Below are 15,358 nucleotides of genomic sequence, written 5' to 3'. Positions count from 1 at the left end.
AACAGAATTTGCCTGGCGGCTTTAGCGCGGTGGTCCCACCTGACCCCATGCCGAACTCAGAAGTGAAACGCCGTAGCGCCGATGGTAGTGTGGGGTCTCCCCATGTGAGAGTAGGGAACTGCCAGGCATCAAATTAAGTAGTAAGCCGGTGCATTAATCCGGTGGTTACAAGCAGTCTTCGGTGGAGCGGTAGTTCAGTCGGTTAGAATACCTGCCTGTCACGCAGGGGGTCGCGGGTTCGAGTCCCGTCCGTTCCGCCACTTATTAAAAGCCCTGAGTTAACGCTCAGGGCTTTTTTCTTATCTGACGTTTAATTATTGCGAAATCAGCAAAAATCCTCTGCGTTTTACGATCTTTTTCTCTATAACACCGCCAGCGATAATCATCCTCAGTTTACGAACATAACGATTGAGGAAAATTATGACTCTCCCTGCATTTGGTCTGGGCACTTTCCGCCTGAAAGACGACGTTGTTATCACATCAGTTAAAACCGCACTCGAACTGGGCTATCGCGCAGTTGATACGGCGCAGATCTATGAAAACGAAGCTGCCGTTGGACAAGCTCTCGAAGAGAGCGGTGTACCGCGTAATGAGCTGTTCATTACCACGAAAATCTGGATTGAGAATCTCAGCAAAGACAAGCTGATCCCAAGCCTGAAAGAAAGCCTGAAAAAACTGCGTACTGACTACGTCGATCTGACGCTGATCCACTGGCCATCACCAAACGATGCCGTCTCCGTGGAAGAATTCATGCAGGCGCTGCTGGAAGCGAAAAAGCAGGGCTTAACCCGCGAAATTGGGATCTCCAACTTCACGATCCCGCTGATGGAAAAAGCCATTGCGGCTGTAGGTGCAGAAAATATTGCGACCAACCAGATTGAACTGTCTCCTTACCTGCAGAACCGCAAAGTCGTGGACTGGGCAAAACAGCACGGGATCCACATCACCTCATACATGACGCTGGCCTATGGTAAAGCGCTGAAAGATGAAGTGATTACGCGTATCGCTGAGAAACATAGCGCGACTGCCGCGCAGGTTATTCTGGCATGGGCAATGGGTGAAGGTTATGCCGTGATCCCATCTTCAACTAAACGTGTAAACCTGGCGAGCAACCTGTTAGCAACGGATCTTCACCTTGATGCTGACGATAAAAAAGCGATCGCAGCCCTGGAGTGCAACGATCGCCTGGTCAGCCCGGAAGGCTTAGCTCCTCACTGGGATTAAGTTTGACCCACCCTCTGTAACCTGAACCCTCACACAGCTCCTCCGGGAGCTGTTTTTATATGTTCACTCAGAAAATCAATAAAGGCACGAATGCGCGTACTCACCGCTCTGTCACTGTAATATACCGCGCTAAAAGGCATTTCGACCGGCAGGCGTTTATCGGCCATCAATTCCACCAGTTCACCCCGCGCAATCTCCTTATCGATCATATAGTCTGACAGGCAGGCGATACCATTGCCTTCGAGGCACAGCTGCTTCAGCGTTTCCCCGCTGTTAGACGACAATCCGCTTGTAATTTCATGAAGTTGCCCATCATGGCAGGCGACAGGCCAGGTGTTCAGCGATACTGGCTCCGTAAAGCCCAGGCACAGATGCTGCTTCAGTTCTTCAACCGTCTCCGGTTTACCATGTTCAGCAATATACTGTGGCGACGCGATAATTTTTCGGTAGCTGGCAAACAGAGGGCGGGCACGCAAGCTTGAATCGGTCAGCGTTCCCGCCCGGATAGCCACATCTACCTTTCGCTCGATGAGGTTGATAAACGTCTCTGAGGAGACCAGAGAGAGCGTCATCTCCGGATAACGTTCGCGGAAAGGTTTAATCAGCGGCATCAGAAAGTGAAGCACAACCGGCGTGGCCGCATCAATGCGCAGTAACCCACGCGGCGTGCTGCGGGTTTCCATAATCTCGGTCTCCGCTGCGGCCATCTCCTGCAGTACCGACTGCACGCGGCGAAAATAACGCTCTCCTTCTTCCGTCAGGCTCAGCTGCCGCGTCGTTCGGTTGAGCAGGCTCACCCCAAGCTTCATCTCCAGCTTTTTTACCGAGCGGCTAATGGCTGAGTTAGCCTGCCCCAGCTGTTCGGCCGCGCGGCTAAAGCTGCCGCTTTCGACGACGGCGACAAAGATTGTCAGCTCTTCCGACGTTGCTTTCATTGTTGCACCACCTGCAAAATTCTATTGATATTTTGACCATTTTTGTTATTTAAGCACTGGCGCATACTGCCTGTCATCTTAATCCTGATGATACGGAGTATTTTATGCCACTGGCGCTTCTTGCCCTGACGATCAGTGCCTTTGCAATTGGCACGACCGAATTTGTTATCGTGGGACTGGTTCCCACCATTGCTAACCAGCTTGCGATCTCATTGCCCTCCGCCGGATTACTGGTGTCCATCTATGCCCTGGGCGTTGCCGTCGGCGCTCCCGTGCTGACGGCCCTGACCGGACGTTTTCCGCGTAAGCAGCTGTTAGTTGCATTAATGGTGCTGTTCACCGCCGGCAACGTGCTGGCCTGGCAGGCGCCGGACTACACCACGCTGGTTATCGCTCGTCTGTTGACCGGCCTTGCACACGGGGTGTTCTTCTCGATTGGTTCCACTATTGCAACCAGCCTGGTACCAAAAGAGAAAGCGGCCTCCGCCATTGCGATCATGTTCGGTGGGCTGACCGTTGCACTCGTCACGGGCGTACCATTGGGCACGTTTATCGGACAACACTTCGGCTGGCGTGAAACGTTCCTGGCCGTCTCCTTACTGGGCGTCATTGCCCTGGTGACCAGCCTGCTGCTGGTGCCGTCGAATATTCCTGGCCGGGCCAGCGCCAGCCTGAGCGATCAGCTGAAGGTGCTCACGCATCCGCGTTTGCTGATCATCTATGCAGTTACTGCGCTGGGCTATGGTGGCGTATTCACCGCCTTCACCTTCCTCGCGCCGATGATGCAGGACCTGGCGGGTTTCTCCCCCGATGCCGTGAGCTGGATTTTGCTGGGATACGGTATTTCCGTTGCGATTGGCAATATCTGGGGCGGCAAGCTTGCGGATAAGCATGGGGCGGTTCCGGCGCTGAAATTCATCTTCGCCGCGCTGGTCGTTCTGTTGATGATTTTCCAGTTCACGGCTTCGATACAGTACGCCGCGCTGGTCACCGTGCTGGTCATGGGGATCTTCGCCTTTGGTAATGTACCCGGGCTTCAGGTCTACGTTGTACAGAAAGCCGAGCTTTATACGCCCAATGCGGTGGATGTGGCTTCCGGCCTGAATATTGCCGCTTTTAATATTGGTATCGCGCTGGGCTCCATCATTGGTGGGCAAACCGTTGAACACGTCGGATTAACCCAGACGCCATGGATTGGCGCGGTCATTGTCCTGGTCGCTTTCCTGTTGATTGGTCTGAGCGGACGTCTTGATAAACCCGCTCGCGTCGCGCTGGGTTAACATCAGTAAGCGCTTGCTTACAAAACTGGAAAGCGGTTTCTCAGAAATTGCGTTGAAAGTGTGACCTAAAGTCCCTATAACATTAGAACCAGTCCGTTTTCCGGACTGGTTCATGTTACAGAGGCTGTTTCCAAAAGTGCGAAAAAATACCTATGCCATGCGTTATGTAGCCGGAATGCCCGCGGAGAGGATCTTGCCTCCGGGGTCATTTGCGAGCATAAGCCAGGCATTACCCGCCGGCACGCCGTTAAGCAGCGATGAAAAAATCCGTGTACTGGTGTGGAATATCTTTAAGCAGCAGCGTGCGGAGTGGTTATCGGTCCTCAAGAATTTTGGCAAAGATGCCCATCTGGTTCTGCTCCAGGAGGCGCAAACCACCCCTGAGCTGGTGCGGTTTGCGACCACCAACTATCTTGCCGCCGACCAGGTACCCGCCTTTGTTTTGCCTCAGCATCCCTCGGGCGTGATGACGCTTTCAGCGGCACATCCCGTCTATTGTTGCCCACTGCGCGAACGAGAGCCTATTCTGCGCCTGGCGAAATCGGCGCTGGTGACGGTCTATCCGCTGCCAGATACCCGTATGCTGATGGTCGTGAATATCCACGCGGTGAACTTCAGCCTGGGCGTGGATGTGTACAGTAAGCAATTACTTCCGATTGGCGATCAGATAGCGCATCACAGCGGGCCCATCATTATGGCCGGCGATTTCAATGCCTGGAGCCGTCCGCGCATGAATGCGCTGTACCGCTTTGCGCGCGAAATGTCGCTGCGTGAAGTTCGTTTTAGCGATGACCAGCGCAAAAAAGCCTTTGGTCGTCCTCTTGACTTTGTCTTCTATCGTGGGTTGAGCGTGCACGATGCCTCCGTGCTGGTGACGCGCGCCTCCGATCATAACCCTCTACTCGTCGAATTCAGTCCCGGCAAACCTGATAAATAATGGTGTGTCAGGTCTGCCGTGGGGCAGGCCTGTGCAGGTGCTGCCCTTTTATTTTTAACCCACAAAGGACAGTACGATGACAACAACTCACTCCCATCATGACAACGTAGAAAAACAGTTTGGTTCGCAGGCAAATGCGTATCTGAGCAGCGCCGTACACGCTTCAGGCCACGATCTGGTACGCCTCGGTGAGCGCCTGTCGGCATTTCCGCAGGCGCACGTGCTGGATTTAGGCTGCGGGGCAGGGCATGCCAGCTTCACGGCTGCGCAGCAGGTGGCGCAGGTTACCGCATATGACTTATCCAGCCAGATGCTGGAGGTGGTTGCTGAAGCGGCGAAAGCGAAGGGGCTGGACAACATTGATACGCGTCAGGGCTATGCCGAATCCTTACCTTTTGATGATGCCTCGTTTGAGGTGGTGATCAGCCGTTATTCCGCGCACCACTGGCACGATGTTGGCCAGGCATTACGTGAAGTCAAACGCGTTCTGAAGCCGGGTGGCATCTTCATTATTATGGATGTGATGTCGCCTGGACATCCGGTGCGCAATATCTGGCTGCAAACGGTGGAAGCGCTGCGCGACACCTCGCATGTGCAAAACTACGCCAGCGGAGAGTGGTTATCGCTTATCACGGAAGCGGGACTGATTACACGCTCGTTAATCACAGACCGTTTGCCGCTGGAGTTTAGCTCGTGGATTGCGCGTATGCGCACCCCGGAAGCGTTAAGTCAGGCAATCAGGCTGTATCAGGAGAGTGCGTCCGCAGAGGTGAAGGCGTACTTTGAACTGCAGGACGATGGTTCATTTACCAGCGATACCATCATGGCGGAAGCGCAAAAAGCGGGATAAACAAAAAAGGCACCGAGGGGAATCGGTGCCTTTTTATCTTTCGGTCGTGTTATCAGGAGTCTGGCGTCGCGCTGTTCTTCACAAACAGCGTCAGCTGGTCGCCTGGTTTCAGATTGTCAGTATCATTGTTCCAGCGCATCACATCTTTGATGTTCACGCCGTGACGTTTTGCGATACTGGACAGCGAATCACCCTTACGCACGCGATAGGTAATGCTATCGCTGTTGTTGGCAAGACGCTGCGCACTGCTACCTGCGCCAACCGTCAGATTCTGACCCACTTTCAAGCCCGATCCGCGCAGATTGTTCCACTGCTGGAGATCTTTTGCGCTCACGCCAAGACGTGATGCAATGCCTGAAAGCGTATCACCTGAACGAACCTTATAACTGCGGCTGTTGACGGGTGAGGCATCCGCGATCAGCGTTGACTGAACGGCAGCGATTTCACCCGAAGCTAAAGACTCACGTAACTGCTCAGCATGTTTCTGCGGAACCATTACATACTGCGGACCACTCGCCCCCAGGGTTGAGCCTTTAACGCCAGCATTAAAGGTTTTCAGTTTACTTACCGACATACCCGTCATATCAGCAACCTGTTGAATATCAACCGGATTGCTGAGGCGAACACGCGCCAGTGCACGACTTTCGTCTGGTGTTGGCAGTTGCACACCGTAACGCTTGCTGTTCTTGAGAATATCGCTCAGTGCCAGCATTTTCGGTACGTAAATCTTTGTTTCCTGTGGCAGTGAGAGCGACCAAAAATCGGTGGATTTACCCCGTGCTTTATTCGCTTTCATTGCCTTCAGTACACGACCTTCGCCGCTATTGTACGCTGCGACCGTTAACAGCCAGTCGCCGTCGAACATCTTGTTCAGACGTTGCATCATGTCGAGAGCGGCTGTCGTTGAAGCGACAACATCACGACGCGCATCATAGTTGCGGGTCTGTTTCAGACCATAGTTTCGCCCGGTGCTCGGAATGATCTGCCAAATGCCTGCGGCATTGGCGCCAGACGTCGCGTGTGGGTCAAAAGCGCTCTCCACTATGGGTAGGAGTACCAGCTCCATAGGCATGTTACGTTTCTTAACTTGCCCGGCTATCCAGTACATATACGGCTCTGCCCGTAACGTTACATCGTGGAGATAGCTCTTATTACTTAAATACTTCTGTTTCTGTTCGCGAATCCGGGTATTTTCCGGAATTCCCATCTTTAGCTCGTCGCCAATAGAGGTCCACAAGTCTTGATCCTGCGCGAAAGATGTTCCATCGTCCATCCAGCGCGCCGAACTTGTAAACTTCCCTGCTTCCCCTTGACCAGCTGCAGAAAGGCTCTGTGCGTGCTGTTGTACGTTGCTGCCGTTCTGCGACTGGCAACCTACAAGCAGGACAGAGGCGAGTAATATCGCTTTTGCCTTCATGTGTGTGTCAATAGTTGCTTAAAAGACGAGCGATGATAACGGCGAAATTTTGAAAAGGCAACCCGCAATTATCTGAAGTTATCTTTCTTTGACCTTAACCATGCAAATCGCTGTTCTGGTTGTTGCAAATTTGTTTCTTGGTTAATTTTATTAATTAAATCAATATCCTCTGTTCGTAAAAATAAATTAATTTGGCGTTCGTTTTTCAGAATTACGGGGAGTGTTTTTTGGTTTTTTGCACGTAACTCCTTCACTTTGTGATAATAATCCTGAATCGCCCGATCCTCAGGTAACAGGCTGACGGCAAACTTCATATTTCCTAATGTATACTCATGCGCGCAACAAATAACGGTATCATCGGGTAATGCGTTAATCTTCTGTAAAGACTGATACATTTGTGCTGGCGTGCCTTCAAACAGTCTTCCGCAGCCTCCGGAGAACAGCGTGTCGCCGCAAAAAAGATAAGGCTTACTGTAGAAACACAGATGTCCCAAAGTGTGACCCGGTGTAGCAAATACGGAAAACTCCCACTCACGAATGAGGATTTTTTCGCCTTCTTCGACTACTTGCGTGAGTCCCTTATCTTGTGCCTCTGCCGGTCCGTATACCACAACATGCGGAAAGTGGGCGCGCAGTTCAGGCACGCCGCCCGTATGATCGTGATGGTGATGCGTCAACAGAATGGCTTCCGGCTGCCAGCCGTTCTCTTTTATTGCGCGCAGTACGGGGGCGGATTCTCCGGGATCGACAATGACGCATCGACGTTCATCGTCCACCAAAACCCAGATGTAATTGTCCTCAAAAGCGGAAATACTGATAAGATTCATACATTACCTCTAATAGCGTGGCGGGTGTGTTGATGAAACCGGCAAGGATACCTCAGACTGTCGCAGCACCGGAACGTTGGGCGGAATTGCCCTGGGGTGAATACTATCGCGAAGCGTTAGAGCAACAGCTGAAGCCCTGGCTGGCGAAAATGTATGGCTTTCACCTGCTTAAGATTGGCAATCTCAGCGCGGAAATCAATACCGAAAGCTGCGCTATCTCGCATCAGGTCAACGTCTCTCTCGGCGGATCGCCGGTTCAGGTGAAAGCAGACCCGTTACATCTGCCGTTTGCGGAAAAATCCGTTGATGCGTGTTTGCTCGCACATACGTTACCCTGGTGCAGCGATCCGCACCGTCTGCTTCGCGAAGCCGATCGCGTGCTGATTGATGACGGCTGGCTGGTACTGAGCGGATTCAATCCGCTGAGCCTGATGGGCCTGCGTAAGCTGGTACCGGTGCTGCGTCGGACCCCGCCATACAACAGCCGGATGTTCACCATGATGCGCCAGCTCGACTGGCTGTCACTGCTGAACTTCGAAGTGCTCTGCTACGGCGGTTTTCAGGTGCTGCCCTGGGCGCGGCAGGGGGGCGTCTTGTTGAGCACGCATTTGCCTGCCTTAGGCTGCATGCAGTTTATCGTCGCGCGTAAGCGAACCATTCCCCTTACGCTTAATCCCATGAAGCAGAGCAAATCGAAAACGCCAATCCGTCAGACCGTTGGCGCCACGCGGCAATACAAAAAGCCCTGATCAGGATTCAGGCTGATAGCCCGCGTCCTCATGCGCAGGGTTAGCGGCCGCCGCACGCGCCAGCTCGTCACAGCGTTCGTTTTCCGGATGGCCGGCGTGCCCTTTAACCCACTCCCACTTAATCTGGTGCTGGCCCAGCGCAGCATCAAGACGTTTCCAGAGATCGACGTTCTTGACCGGTTTCTTATCGGCAGTCTTCCAGCCGCGTTTTTTCCAGTTATGGATCCACTGGGTAATCCCCTGGCGGACGTACTGGCTGTCGGTACTTAACACCACGTCACAATGTTCTTTTAACGCCTCCAGCGCCACAATGGCCGCCATGAGCTCCATCCGGTTGTTGGTGGTCAGAAAATAGCCTTCGCTAAAAGTTTTTTCGTGCTGGCGATAGCGCATTATCGCGCCGTAGCCGCCGGGACCTGGGTTGCCGAGACAAGATCCATCGGTGAAAATTTCTACCTGTTTACGCATCTCTGGTAGACTTCCTGTATTTGAAACGTTCAGTTAAACGATAAGTCTGACATAAATGACCGCTATGAGCACTGCAATTACTCGCCAGATCGTCCTCGATACCGAAACCACCGGTATGAACCAGATCGGCGCGCACTACGAAGGGCATAAGATCATCGAGATCGGCGCCGTTGAAGTGGTGAACCGTCGTCTTACGGGGAACAACTTCCACGTCTACCTCAAGCCCGATCGGCTGGTGGACCCCGAAGCGTTCGGCGTTCACGGTATTGCCGATGAGTTCTTGCTGGATAAGCCGACGTTTGCGGATGTGGCTGACGAGTTCCTGGAATACATCAAGGGCGCCGAGCTTGTCATCCATAACGCCTCGTTCGATATCGGCTTTATGGACTATGAATTCAGCAAGCTTAATCGTGATATCCCGAAGACGAACACCTTCTGTAAGGTAACAGACAGTCTGGCGCTGGCGAGGAAGATGTTCCCCGGCAAGCGTAACAGCCTGGATGCACTTTGTTCGCGCTACGAGATAGACAATACCAAACGAACGCTCCACGGGGCGTTGCTCGATGCCCAGATCCTCGCCGATGTCTATCTGACGATGACCGGCGGGCAGACGTCAATGAAGTTCAGTATGGAAAATGAGTCTCAGCAGACGCAGGGCGAAGCGGGTATTCAGCGTGTTGTCCGTCAGGCAAGCCGGCTACGGGTTGTTTTAGCCAGTGATGAAGAGCTGCTTAACCACGAATCCCGTCTTGATCTGGTGCAGAAGAAGGGCGGCAGCTGTCTCTGGCGTGCCTGAAAAAACGCCGGAATGCCTGTAAAATCATCGTTTGGGCGATTTTTGCAGCAAACGATTCAAAACGCGAGAAAAAGCGTTGACGAGATCGGAGGCGCACCGTAATATGCGCCTCGTTCCCCAAACGGGAACAGTGGAGCGGTAGTTCAGTCGGTTAGAATACCTGCCTGTCACGCAGGGGGTCGCGGGTTCGAGTCCCGTCCGTTCCGCCACTATTCAGAAGGCCTGAATCAGAAATGATTCAGGCCTTCGTCGTTTCAGCGTTCTGTAATCCCATACTCTCACTTATCGTTAACAAAAAGTTAATATCAATGGTGCAATTAATTAACAATTGCACGGTTGCAGTGCGTTATTTGCACTATCGTTGTGCATTTTGCCACCATGCCTCTCTCCAGAACTCATTCAGAATGTGTCTTTCTGTAAAAATAATTCACGCAGAATCATTTGGTTATCTCCCGCTTGCCAAAAAAATACCGAACCAATTACGTATTGGTTTGGTTATTGCTTAATCATTAGCACGATAAGCTTCATTCCATATCAATAACTTATCGTTAATTAAAATAAAGCAATGATGAAAGCGAGCGAACCAATATGGAAAAACCGTCACGGTTTCTGGCCAATTCCAGCACCGCGCTTGAGCAGTTGCGCGGGCTAATCAACCAGCATGAGTCAACACCAGGCATTCCGCTGCCCACGGAACGTGAGCTGTCGGACACTCTCGGCGTAGGGCGACGTGAAGTCCGTCGTGCGCTGGACGTGCTGGAAGAGGAGGGGCGTATCTGGCGTAAGCAGGGCAAAGGGACCTTTATCGGCCCGTCAGCACCTGTTGAACCGCTGGCCCTTCAGGGACTGGTGCAGCAAACCAACCTGCTGGAAGTGATGGAAGCTCGTCTTCAGCTTGAACCCGGCCTGGCCCGGCTTGCGGCACTGCGTGCCACCAGGGAAAACCTCGCGCTTATGCAGCGCATGCTGGAACGCATCGATAAGGTCAGCCCGGATGACCGCGATCTTAACGAACTCTGGGATAGCGCCTTTCACCGGGCGATTGCCGAGGCTGCGGGCAACCGTCTGATGCTCGGCCTGTTTGATGCCATTGATGCCGTCAGACGTGAACCGGGCTGGCAGCATCTGCGCGAATTAGCCCGCACGCCCGAACGTGTCGATAGCTATAACGACCACCATCACAAGATCATGGCGGCGATTATCCATCGCCAGCCTAATGAAGCTGCGGCCGCCATGCGCGAACACCTGCTCAGCCTGCAAACCGCCCTGATTCAGGCTATCCACCTTGAGGACGACTTCACGCCATGACGACAATCCCCTTTAAGGACGCCACGCCCGTACTGCAAGTCCAAAACCTCAACGTTACGTTCGCGGGCTCGCCGGTTAGCGTGCTTGACGGTATCTCATTGACCGTCAGGGCGGGCGAAACGCTGGCGCTGGTGGGAGAGTCCGGCTGCGGGAAAAGTATCACCTCACTGGCGCTGATGGGGTTACTGCCCGCCAGCGCACGGATCGTTAGCGGGGAGATGCAGTTTCGCCGCCACGATCTGCGCAAGCTCTCGCCGCGGGAGTATGCCGATCTGCGCGGCAGCGAGCTGGCGATGATTTTCCAGGAGCCGATGACCTCGCTCAATCCGGCGTTTACGCTGGGCGATCAGCTGAGTGAAGCGGTCATGCGACACCAGGACGTCTCGCGCGCAGAGGCGATGAAGGTCGCGCTGCAGATCCTCGAGAAAGTGCAGATCCCGGCGGCAGAGATGCGTCTCAAGGCTTATCCTCACCAGCTTTCCGGCGGCATGCGCCAGCGCGTGATGATTGCCATGGCGCTGATTAACCATCCCAAATTGCTGATTGCCGACGAACCGACCACCGCGCTCGACGTCACCATCCAGGCGCAAATCCTCGCCTTGCTCAACGCCCTCAAAGAAGAGACCGGCACGGCGGTGCTGATGATCACCCACGATTTAGGCGTGGTGGCCAAAGTGGCGCAGCAGGTGGCGGTGATGTATGCCGGACAGGTGGTAGAGCAGGGAAGCGTTGAGGCGATATTTGCCGATCCGCAGCACCCGTACACCATCGGCCTGATGGGGTCGATTCCCTCCCTTGGCGCACGTAAAGGCCCGCTTTCCACCATTCCCGGTTCGGTACCTCTGCCGGAATCCATGCCGAAGGGCTGTCGTTTTGCCACCCGCTGTCCGTTTGCGCAGGCGCGCTGCCATGATGAAAAACCGCAGCTCGCCACGCTCGGCGCGGGCCATCAGGTTGCCTGCTTCCGCGTGCCGCTCGAACACCACATCGCCCTGGGAGAGACCGCATGACCACGCCCATTCTTGAAGCTCGGGACCTCAGCAAGCTGTTCCCCGGTCCGAAAAAACTCTTTACCCCAGCACGGTTTGTGACGGCAGTCGATCGCGTGTCGCTTGCCGTGATGCCGGGCGAAACGCTGGCGATTGTCGGCGAGTCCGGTTCCGGAAAATCCACGCTTGGCCGCCTGCTGCTGCGCCTGCTGGCCGCCAGCGAAGGGCGCGTGTTTTACCAGGGGGAAGAAATCACCCACGCCTCGGGGGCGCGGCTCAATCAGCTCCGCCGCGAGCTGCAGATCATCTTCCAGGATCCCTTCGCCTCCCTGAACCCGCGCATGACGGTGGAGCAGATCGTCGGCGAGCCGCTGTGGCTGCATCAGAACATGAAAAAAGCGGATCGCCAGTACCGCGTTGCCGAGTTGCTTAAAACCGTAGGCCTGCCCGCCGCCTGGGCCGGTCGCTACCCGCACGAGTTTTCCGGCGGGCAGCGCCAGCGTATTGGCATTGCGCGCGCGCTGGCCTCGGGACCGAAGCTGCTGCTGGGCGATGAGCCGGTATCCGCGCTGGACGTCTCCGTTCAGGCGCAGGTGGTCAATTTGCTGGAAAGCCTGAAGCAGCAGCTGGGGCTGACAATGGTGATTGTCGCCCATGGTCTGGCGGTGATCCGCCACATGAGCGACCGCGTGGCGGTCATGTACCTCGGGCAAATCGTCGAGCTCGCCACCGTGGATGAGATATTTGACGCGCCGCTTCATCCTTATACGCAGGCGCTGATCGCCTCGGCGCCGCAGATGCAGCCGGGCGCTGAACGCGCCGCGCCGCTGCTGCAGGGGGACTTACCGAACCCTGCCAGCCCGCCGTCCGGCTGTCGTTTCCACACCCGCTGCCCGTACGTTACCGACGAATGCCGCCAGGTCGAGCCGATTAATCAGGTGCTCGATGGCGGGCGTCAGGTTGCCTGCCACCGCTGGCAGGAGATCAACCGCGATCGCAGCGTTATCCAGATCGCACCGCCATCCGCCGCTTTTCTGCGCCGCCGCGCGCTGTTTGAACACGCGGCCACCCACTCATCCCTTCCTTCAAGGAACTCATGATAATGACAATGCGTAATTCTCTTTTGACCGTACTGGGAAGTGTTATGTTGCTTGGCGCGGCGCTGCCCGCCCATTCTGAAAGCGTGCTGCGTATTGGCCTGGGGGCAGATCCGGACATGCTCGACCCGCACCTGGCGCGCACCTACTATGGCCGCTTCGTCTTTGCCTCCCTGTGCGACAGGCTGGTGGACGTGGATGAAAATCTGAAGGTTGTCCCCGGCCTGGCCAAAGACTGGGCGTGGAGTGACGACGGTAAAACCCTGACGCTCAATCTGCGCGAAGGCGTCACCTTCCACGACGGTGAGAAATTCGATGCCGCTGCGGCAAAATACAACCTCGACCGCGCCCTGACCCTGAAAGGCTCCCTGCGTAAAAGCGAGATCTCCTCCGTTGAATCGGTCGAGGTCACCGGCCCGATGCAGATTGCGCTGCACCTGAAGACCCCCGATGCCGCGCTGCTGATGCAGCTCACCGACCGCGCGGGCGCAATGATGGCCCCCGAGGCGGCGAAAAAGCCTGACTTTGCCGCCCATCCCGTCTGTTCCGGCCCGTATAAATTCGACAGCCGCGTATCCCAGGATCGCATCGTGCTAACCCGCTTCGACAACTACTGGAACAAAGACGCCTACCACTTCGACAAAATTATCTATCTGCCGATCCCGGATGCCTCCGTGCGTCTGGCAAACCTGCGCGCGGGCGATCTCGATCTGACCGAAGGCATCGCCGCCAGCGACGTGAAAACCGTCGAGGCCGACAGCAAGCTGGCGCTGGCGAAGGTAACGGGCCTGGGCTATCAGGGCATCACCTTCAACATCAACAACGGCAAGGTGCCAGCCAACGACCCGTTCAAAGATGCCCGCGTGCGCGAGGCCTTCTCGCAGGCTATCGACCGCGATGCGCTAAACCAGGTGGTCTTTGAAGGACTGTATACGCCAGCTAACCAGGCGTTTTCGACGGTCAGCCCGTATCACGTCAACCTGCCGGTCCCGCCGCGTGACGTCGACAAGGCCAAAGCGCTGCTCAAAGCGGCTGGCGTCAGCGCGCCGCTGACCGTCAACCTGCTGGTGCCGAACAACCCCACCTCACAGCAGGTGGGGCAGGTGCTGCAGGCGATGGTCGCCGAGGCGGGCTTTAACCTGAACCTGCAGATGACCGAATTCGCCACGCTGCTGGACCGCCAGCAGAGCGGGGACTATCAGCTGAGCTTCTCCGGCTGGTCGGGGCGCCCGGATCCGGACGGCAGCATCTACGGCTTTATCAACAGCAAAGGCACCCTGAACGACGGCCGCTACAGCAATGCGCAGGTCGATGAGTGGCTGACCCAGGCGCGCCAGAGCACCGACCAGGCTGCGCGCCAGCCGCTGTACGACAAGGTGGTGAAACAGCTGCAAACGGATATGCCGATTGCCTACCTCTACTTCGAGCCGCGTATTTTTGGCCTGAACAAAAGCGTGCAGGGCTTCAAGCCTTACCCGGACGGCATCGTGCGTCTGGCTGGCTTAACGCTGGCGAAATAACCGTCCTGAGGAGAGCCCATGCTGGAACTGATTTGCAAACGTCTGCTGCTGGCCGTCCCGACGCTACTGCTGGTGAGCATGATGGTGTTTGGGCTGCAAAAGCTGCTGCCCGGCGACCCGCTGATCGCCATGGCCGGCGAGGAGCGCGACCCGGCAGTTATCGCTCAGCTGCGCGCGGAGCTGAACCTCGATGCGCCGATCCCCGTGCAGTATTTCCACTGGCTGACGCGGGCGCTGCAGGGCGATCTGGGCGTCTCCTTACGCACGCACGAGCCGGTGACGCAGCTGATTGCCAGCAAGCTGCCGGTGACGCTGGAGCTGTCGCTGCTGGCGATGATTATCGCGCTGGTGTTTGGCATCAGCATGGGGATCCTTGCGGCGGTGAACAAAAACAGCTGGGTCGATCACGGGGCGAACTTCGTGGCGATCTCGGGGATCTCGATCCCGCACTTCTGGCTGGGGATCCTGCTGATTTTGGTCTTCTCGGTGAACCTGCAGTGGCTCCCCGCATCCGGCTATGTGCCGTTCAGCGAAGATCCGCTCCAGAACCTGCGCACGCTGCTGCTGCCCGCGTCCGTGCTCGGAACGGGGCTCGCGGCAACGCTGATGCGCCATACCCGCGCCTCGATGATTGCCGTGCTGAAAGCGGATTACATCCGCACCGCGCGGGCGAAAGGGCTACTGCCGAAAGCGGTGATCCTGAAGCACGCCTTTCGCAACGCGCTGGTGCCGGTAATCACCCTCACCACGCTGCTGTTTGGCGAGCTGCTGGGCGGCGCGGTGCTGACCGAGCAAGTTTTCACCATTCCGGGCTTTGGCAAGATGATCGTTGACTCGGTATTCAACCGTGACTATGCGGTGGTGCAGGGCGTGGTGCTGATCGTGGCGATCGGTTTCCTGATGCTGAACCTTCTGGCCGACGTGCTCTACGTCCTCATCAACCCGAAAATGCGAGGTTAAC

At 55.7% G+C, this 15,358-nt stretch carries 15 protein-coding genes, 2 tRNA genes and 1 rRNA gene; 14 read left to right on the top strand and 4 right to left on the bottom strand.

Annotation, left to right across the window (positions count from 1 at the left end):
• Positions 1 to 11 precede the first annotated feature (11 nt).
• The 3 genes from rrf (at position 12) to dkgB (ending at position 1,224) form a co-directional block, all read left to right on the top strand.
• Positions 12 to 127: ribosomal RNA gene (gene rrf, locus BMW97_RS22975) — 5S ribosomal RNA — on the top strand.
• Positions 128 to 183: 56 nt separating this feature from the next.
• Positions 184 to 260: transfer RNA gene (locus BMW97_RS22970), tRNA-Asp, on the top strand.
• Positions 261 to 420: 160 nt separating this feature from the next.
• Positions 421 to 1,224 (top strand): 2,5-didehydrogluconate reductase DkgB, encoded by an 804-nt coding sequence (dkgB, locus tag BMW97_RS22965; RefSeq protein WP_045909865.1) that lies wholly within the window; start codon positions 421 to 423, stop codon positions 1,222 to 1,224.
• 29 nt (positions 1,225 to 1,253) lie between these two features.
• Here the strand turns inward: dkgB and yafC are convergent, their stop codons facing one another.
• The gene (yafC, locus tag BMW97_RS22960) at positions 1,254 to 2,159 is read right to left on the bottom strand and encodes a DNA-binding transcriptional regulator YafC (RefSeq protein WP_045909864.1); all 906 of its coding nucleotides are present in this window, start codon (positions 2,157 to 2,159) and stop codon (positions 1,254 to 1,256) included.
• Positions 2,160 to 2,263: 104 nt separating this feature from the next.
• Between yafC and BMW97_RS22955 the strand changes: the two genes are divergently transcribed.
• The 3 genes from BMW97_RS22955 (at position 2,264) to BMW97_RS22945 (ending at position 5,226) form a co-directional block, all read left to right on the top strand.
• Positions 2,264 to 3,439, top strand: a complete 1,176-nt coding sequence (locus BMW97_RS22955; protein WP_045909863.1) for an MFS transporter — start codon at positions 2,264 to 2,266, stop codon at positions 3,437 to 3,439.
• Positions 3,440 to 3,575: 136 nt separating this feature from the next.
• Positions 3,576 to 4,376 (top strand): endonuclease/exonuclease/phosphatase family protein, encoded by an 801-nt coding sequence (locus tag BMW97_RS22950; protein ID WP_024909448.1) that lies wholly within the window; start codon positions 3,576 to 3,578, stop codon positions 4,374 to 4,376.
• A gap of 76 nt (positions 4,377 to 4,452) precedes the next feature.
• The gene (locus BMW97_RS22945) at positions 4,453 to 5,226 is read left to right on the top strand and encodes a class I SAM-dependent methyltransferase (protein ID WP_090393259.1); all 774 of its coding nucleotides are present in this window, start codon (positions 4,453 to 4,455) and stop codon (positions 5,224 to 5,226) included.
• Positions 5,227 to 5,278: 52 nt separating this feature from the next.
• On the opposite strand, the gene mltD is transcribed toward BMW97_RS22945, so the two are convergent.
• A complete protein-coding gene (mltD, locus tag BMW97_RS22940) occupies positions 5,279 to 6,643 on the bottom strand; it encodes a murein transglycosylase D (protein WP_045909861.1) in 1,365 nt (454 codons plus the stop codon).
• 68 nt (positions 6,644 to 6,711) lie between these two features.
• Positions 6,712 to 7,470, bottom strand: a complete 759-nt coding sequence (gene gloB / locus BMW97_RS22935; RefSeq protein WP_090393257.1) for a hydroxyacylglutathione hydrolase — start codon at positions 7,468 to 7,470, stop codon at positions 6,712 to 6,714.
• 32 nt (positions 7,471 to 7,502) lie between these two features.
• Here gloB and BMW97_RS22930 point away from each other — a divergent pair, with 32 nt between their 5' ends.
• A complete protein-coding gene (locus tag BMW97_RS22930; RefSeq protein ID WP_045909859.1) occupies positions 7,503 to 8,219 on the top strand; it encodes a class I SAM-dependent methyltransferase in 717 nt (238 codons plus the stop codon).
• Here BMW97_RS22930 and rnhA read toward each other — a convergent pair whose 3' ends face one another.
• Positions 8,220 to 8,720 (bottom strand): ribonuclease HI, encoded by a 501-nt coding sequence (gene rnhA / locus BMW97_RS22925; RefSeq protein WP_223540539.1) that lies wholly within the window; start codon positions 8,718 to 8,720, stop codon positions 8,220 to 8,222.
• 31 nt (positions 8,721 to 8,751) lie between these two features.
• On the opposite strand from rnhA, the gene dnaQ reads away from it, so the two are divergent.
• The 7 genes from dnaQ (at position 8,752) to BMW97_RS22890 (ending at position 15,357) form a co-directional block, all read left to right on the top strand.
• Positions 8,752 to 9,483, top strand: a complete 732-nt coding sequence (gene dnaQ, locus BMW97_RS22920; protein ID WP_048029949.1) for a DNA polymerase III subunit epsilon — start codon at positions 8,752 to 8,754, stop codon at positions 9,481 to 9,483.
• A gap of 132 nt (positions 9,484 to 9,615) precedes the next feature.
• Positions 9,616 to 9,692 (top strand) — tRNA-Asp (locus BMW97_RS22915).
• Positions 9,693 to 10,071: 379 nt separating this feature from the next.
• A complete protein-coding gene (locus BMW97_RS22910; RefSeq protein WP_045909857.1) occupies positions 10,072 to 10,791 on the top strand; it encodes a FadR/GntR family transcriptional regulator in 720 nt (239 codons plus the stop codon).
• Positions 10,788 to 11,801 (top strand): ABC transporter ATP-binding protein, encoded by a 1,014-nt coding sequence (locus tag BMW97_RS22905; RefSeq protein ID WP_045909856.1) that lies wholly within the window; start codon positions 10,788 to 10,790, stop codon positions 11,799 to 11,801. Before BMW97_RS22910 ends, BMW97_RS22905 begins: the two co-directional genes overlap by 4 nt.
• On the top strand, positions 11,798 to 12,880 hold the full coding sequence (locus tag BMW97_RS22900; protein ID WP_045909855.1) for an ABC transporter ATP-binding protein: 1,083 nt from the start codon (positions 11,798 to 11,800) through the stop codon (positions 12,878 to 12,880). The genes BMW97_RS22905 and BMW97_RS22900 overlap by 4 nt, the downstream gene beginning before the upstream one ends.
• Before the next feature lie 2 nt (positions 12,881 to 12,882).
• Positions 12,883 to 14,397 carry an ABC transporter substrate-binding protein gene (locus tag BMW97_RS22895; RefSeq protein ID WP_074167081.1) on the top strand — a complete coding sequence of 505 codons (1,515 nt, stop codon included), beginning with the start codon at positions 12,883 to 12,885 and terminating at the stop codon, positions 14,395 to 14,397.
• 18 nt (positions 14,398 to 14,415) lie between these two features.
• Positions 14,416 to 15,357 carry an ABC transporter permease gene (locus BMW97_RS22890; RefSeq protein ID WP_008500268.1) on the top strand — a complete coding sequence of 314 codons (942 nt, stop codon included), beginning with the start codon at positions 14,416 to 14,418 and terminating at the stop codon, positions 15,355 to 15,357.
• Position 15,358 lies beyond the last annotated feature (1 nt).

The sequence above is a fragment of the Enterobacter sp. NFIX58 genome (assembly GCF_900110475.1).
GTDB lineage: Bacteria > Pseudomonadota > Gammaproteobacteria > Enterobacterales > Enterobacteriaceae > Enterobacter > Enterobacter quasiroggenkampii.
Note: the sequence above shows the minus strand (reverse complement) of the source record. Positions and strands in the feature narration are given on the sequence as shown.

Coding starts and splice junctions, on each gene's coding strand:
- BMW97_RS22905 (WP_045909856.1), top strand. CDS start 10,788: ATGACGACAATCCCCTTTAAGGACGCCACGCCCGTACTGCAAGTCCAA.
- BMW97_RS22900 (WP_045909855.1), top strand. CDS start 11,798: ATGACCACGCCCATTCTTGAAGCTCGGGACCTCAGCAAGCTGTTCCCC.
- dkgB (WP_045909865.1), top strand. CDS start 421: ATGACTCTCCCTGCATTTGGTCTGGGCACTTTCCGCCTGAAAGACGAC.
- mltD (WP_045909861.1), bottom strand. CDS start 6,643: ATGAAGGCAAAAGCGATATTACTCGCCTCTGTCCTGCTTGTAGGTTGC.
- BMW97_RS22895 (WP_074167081.1), top strand. CDS start 12,883: ATGACAATGCGTAATTCTCTTTTGACCGTACTGGGAAGTGTTATGTTG.
- BMW97_RS22890 (WP_008500268.1), top strand. CDS start 14,416: ATGCTGGAACTGATTTGCAAACGTCTGCTGCTGGCCGTCCCGACGCTA.
- BMW97_RS22930 (WP_045909859.1), top strand. CDS start 7,503: ATGAAACCGGCAAGGATACCTCAGACTGTCGCAGCACCGGAACGTTGG.
- BMW97_RS22945 (WP_090393259.1), top strand. CDS start 4,453: ATGACAACAACTCACTCCCATCATGACAACGTAGAAAAACAGTTTGGT.
- BMW97_RS22910 (WP_045909857.1), top strand. CDS start 10,072: ATGGAAAAACCGTCACGGTTTCTGGCCAATTCCAGCACCGCGCTTGAG.
- dnaQ (WP_048029949.1), top strand. CDS start 8,752: ATGAGCACTGCAATTACTCGCCAGATCGTCCTCGATACCGAAACCACC.
- gloB (WP_090393257.1), bottom strand. CDS start 7,470: ATGAATCTTATCAGTATTTCCGCTTTTGAGGACAATTACATCTGGGTT.
- BMW97_RS22955 (WP_045909863.1), top strand. CDS start 2,264: ATGCCACTGGCGCTTCTTGCCCTGACGATCAGTGCCTTTGCAATTGGC.
- yafC (WP_045909864.1), bottom strand. CDS start 2,159: ATGAAAGCAACGTCGGAAGAGCTGACAATCTTTGTCGCCGTCGTCGAA.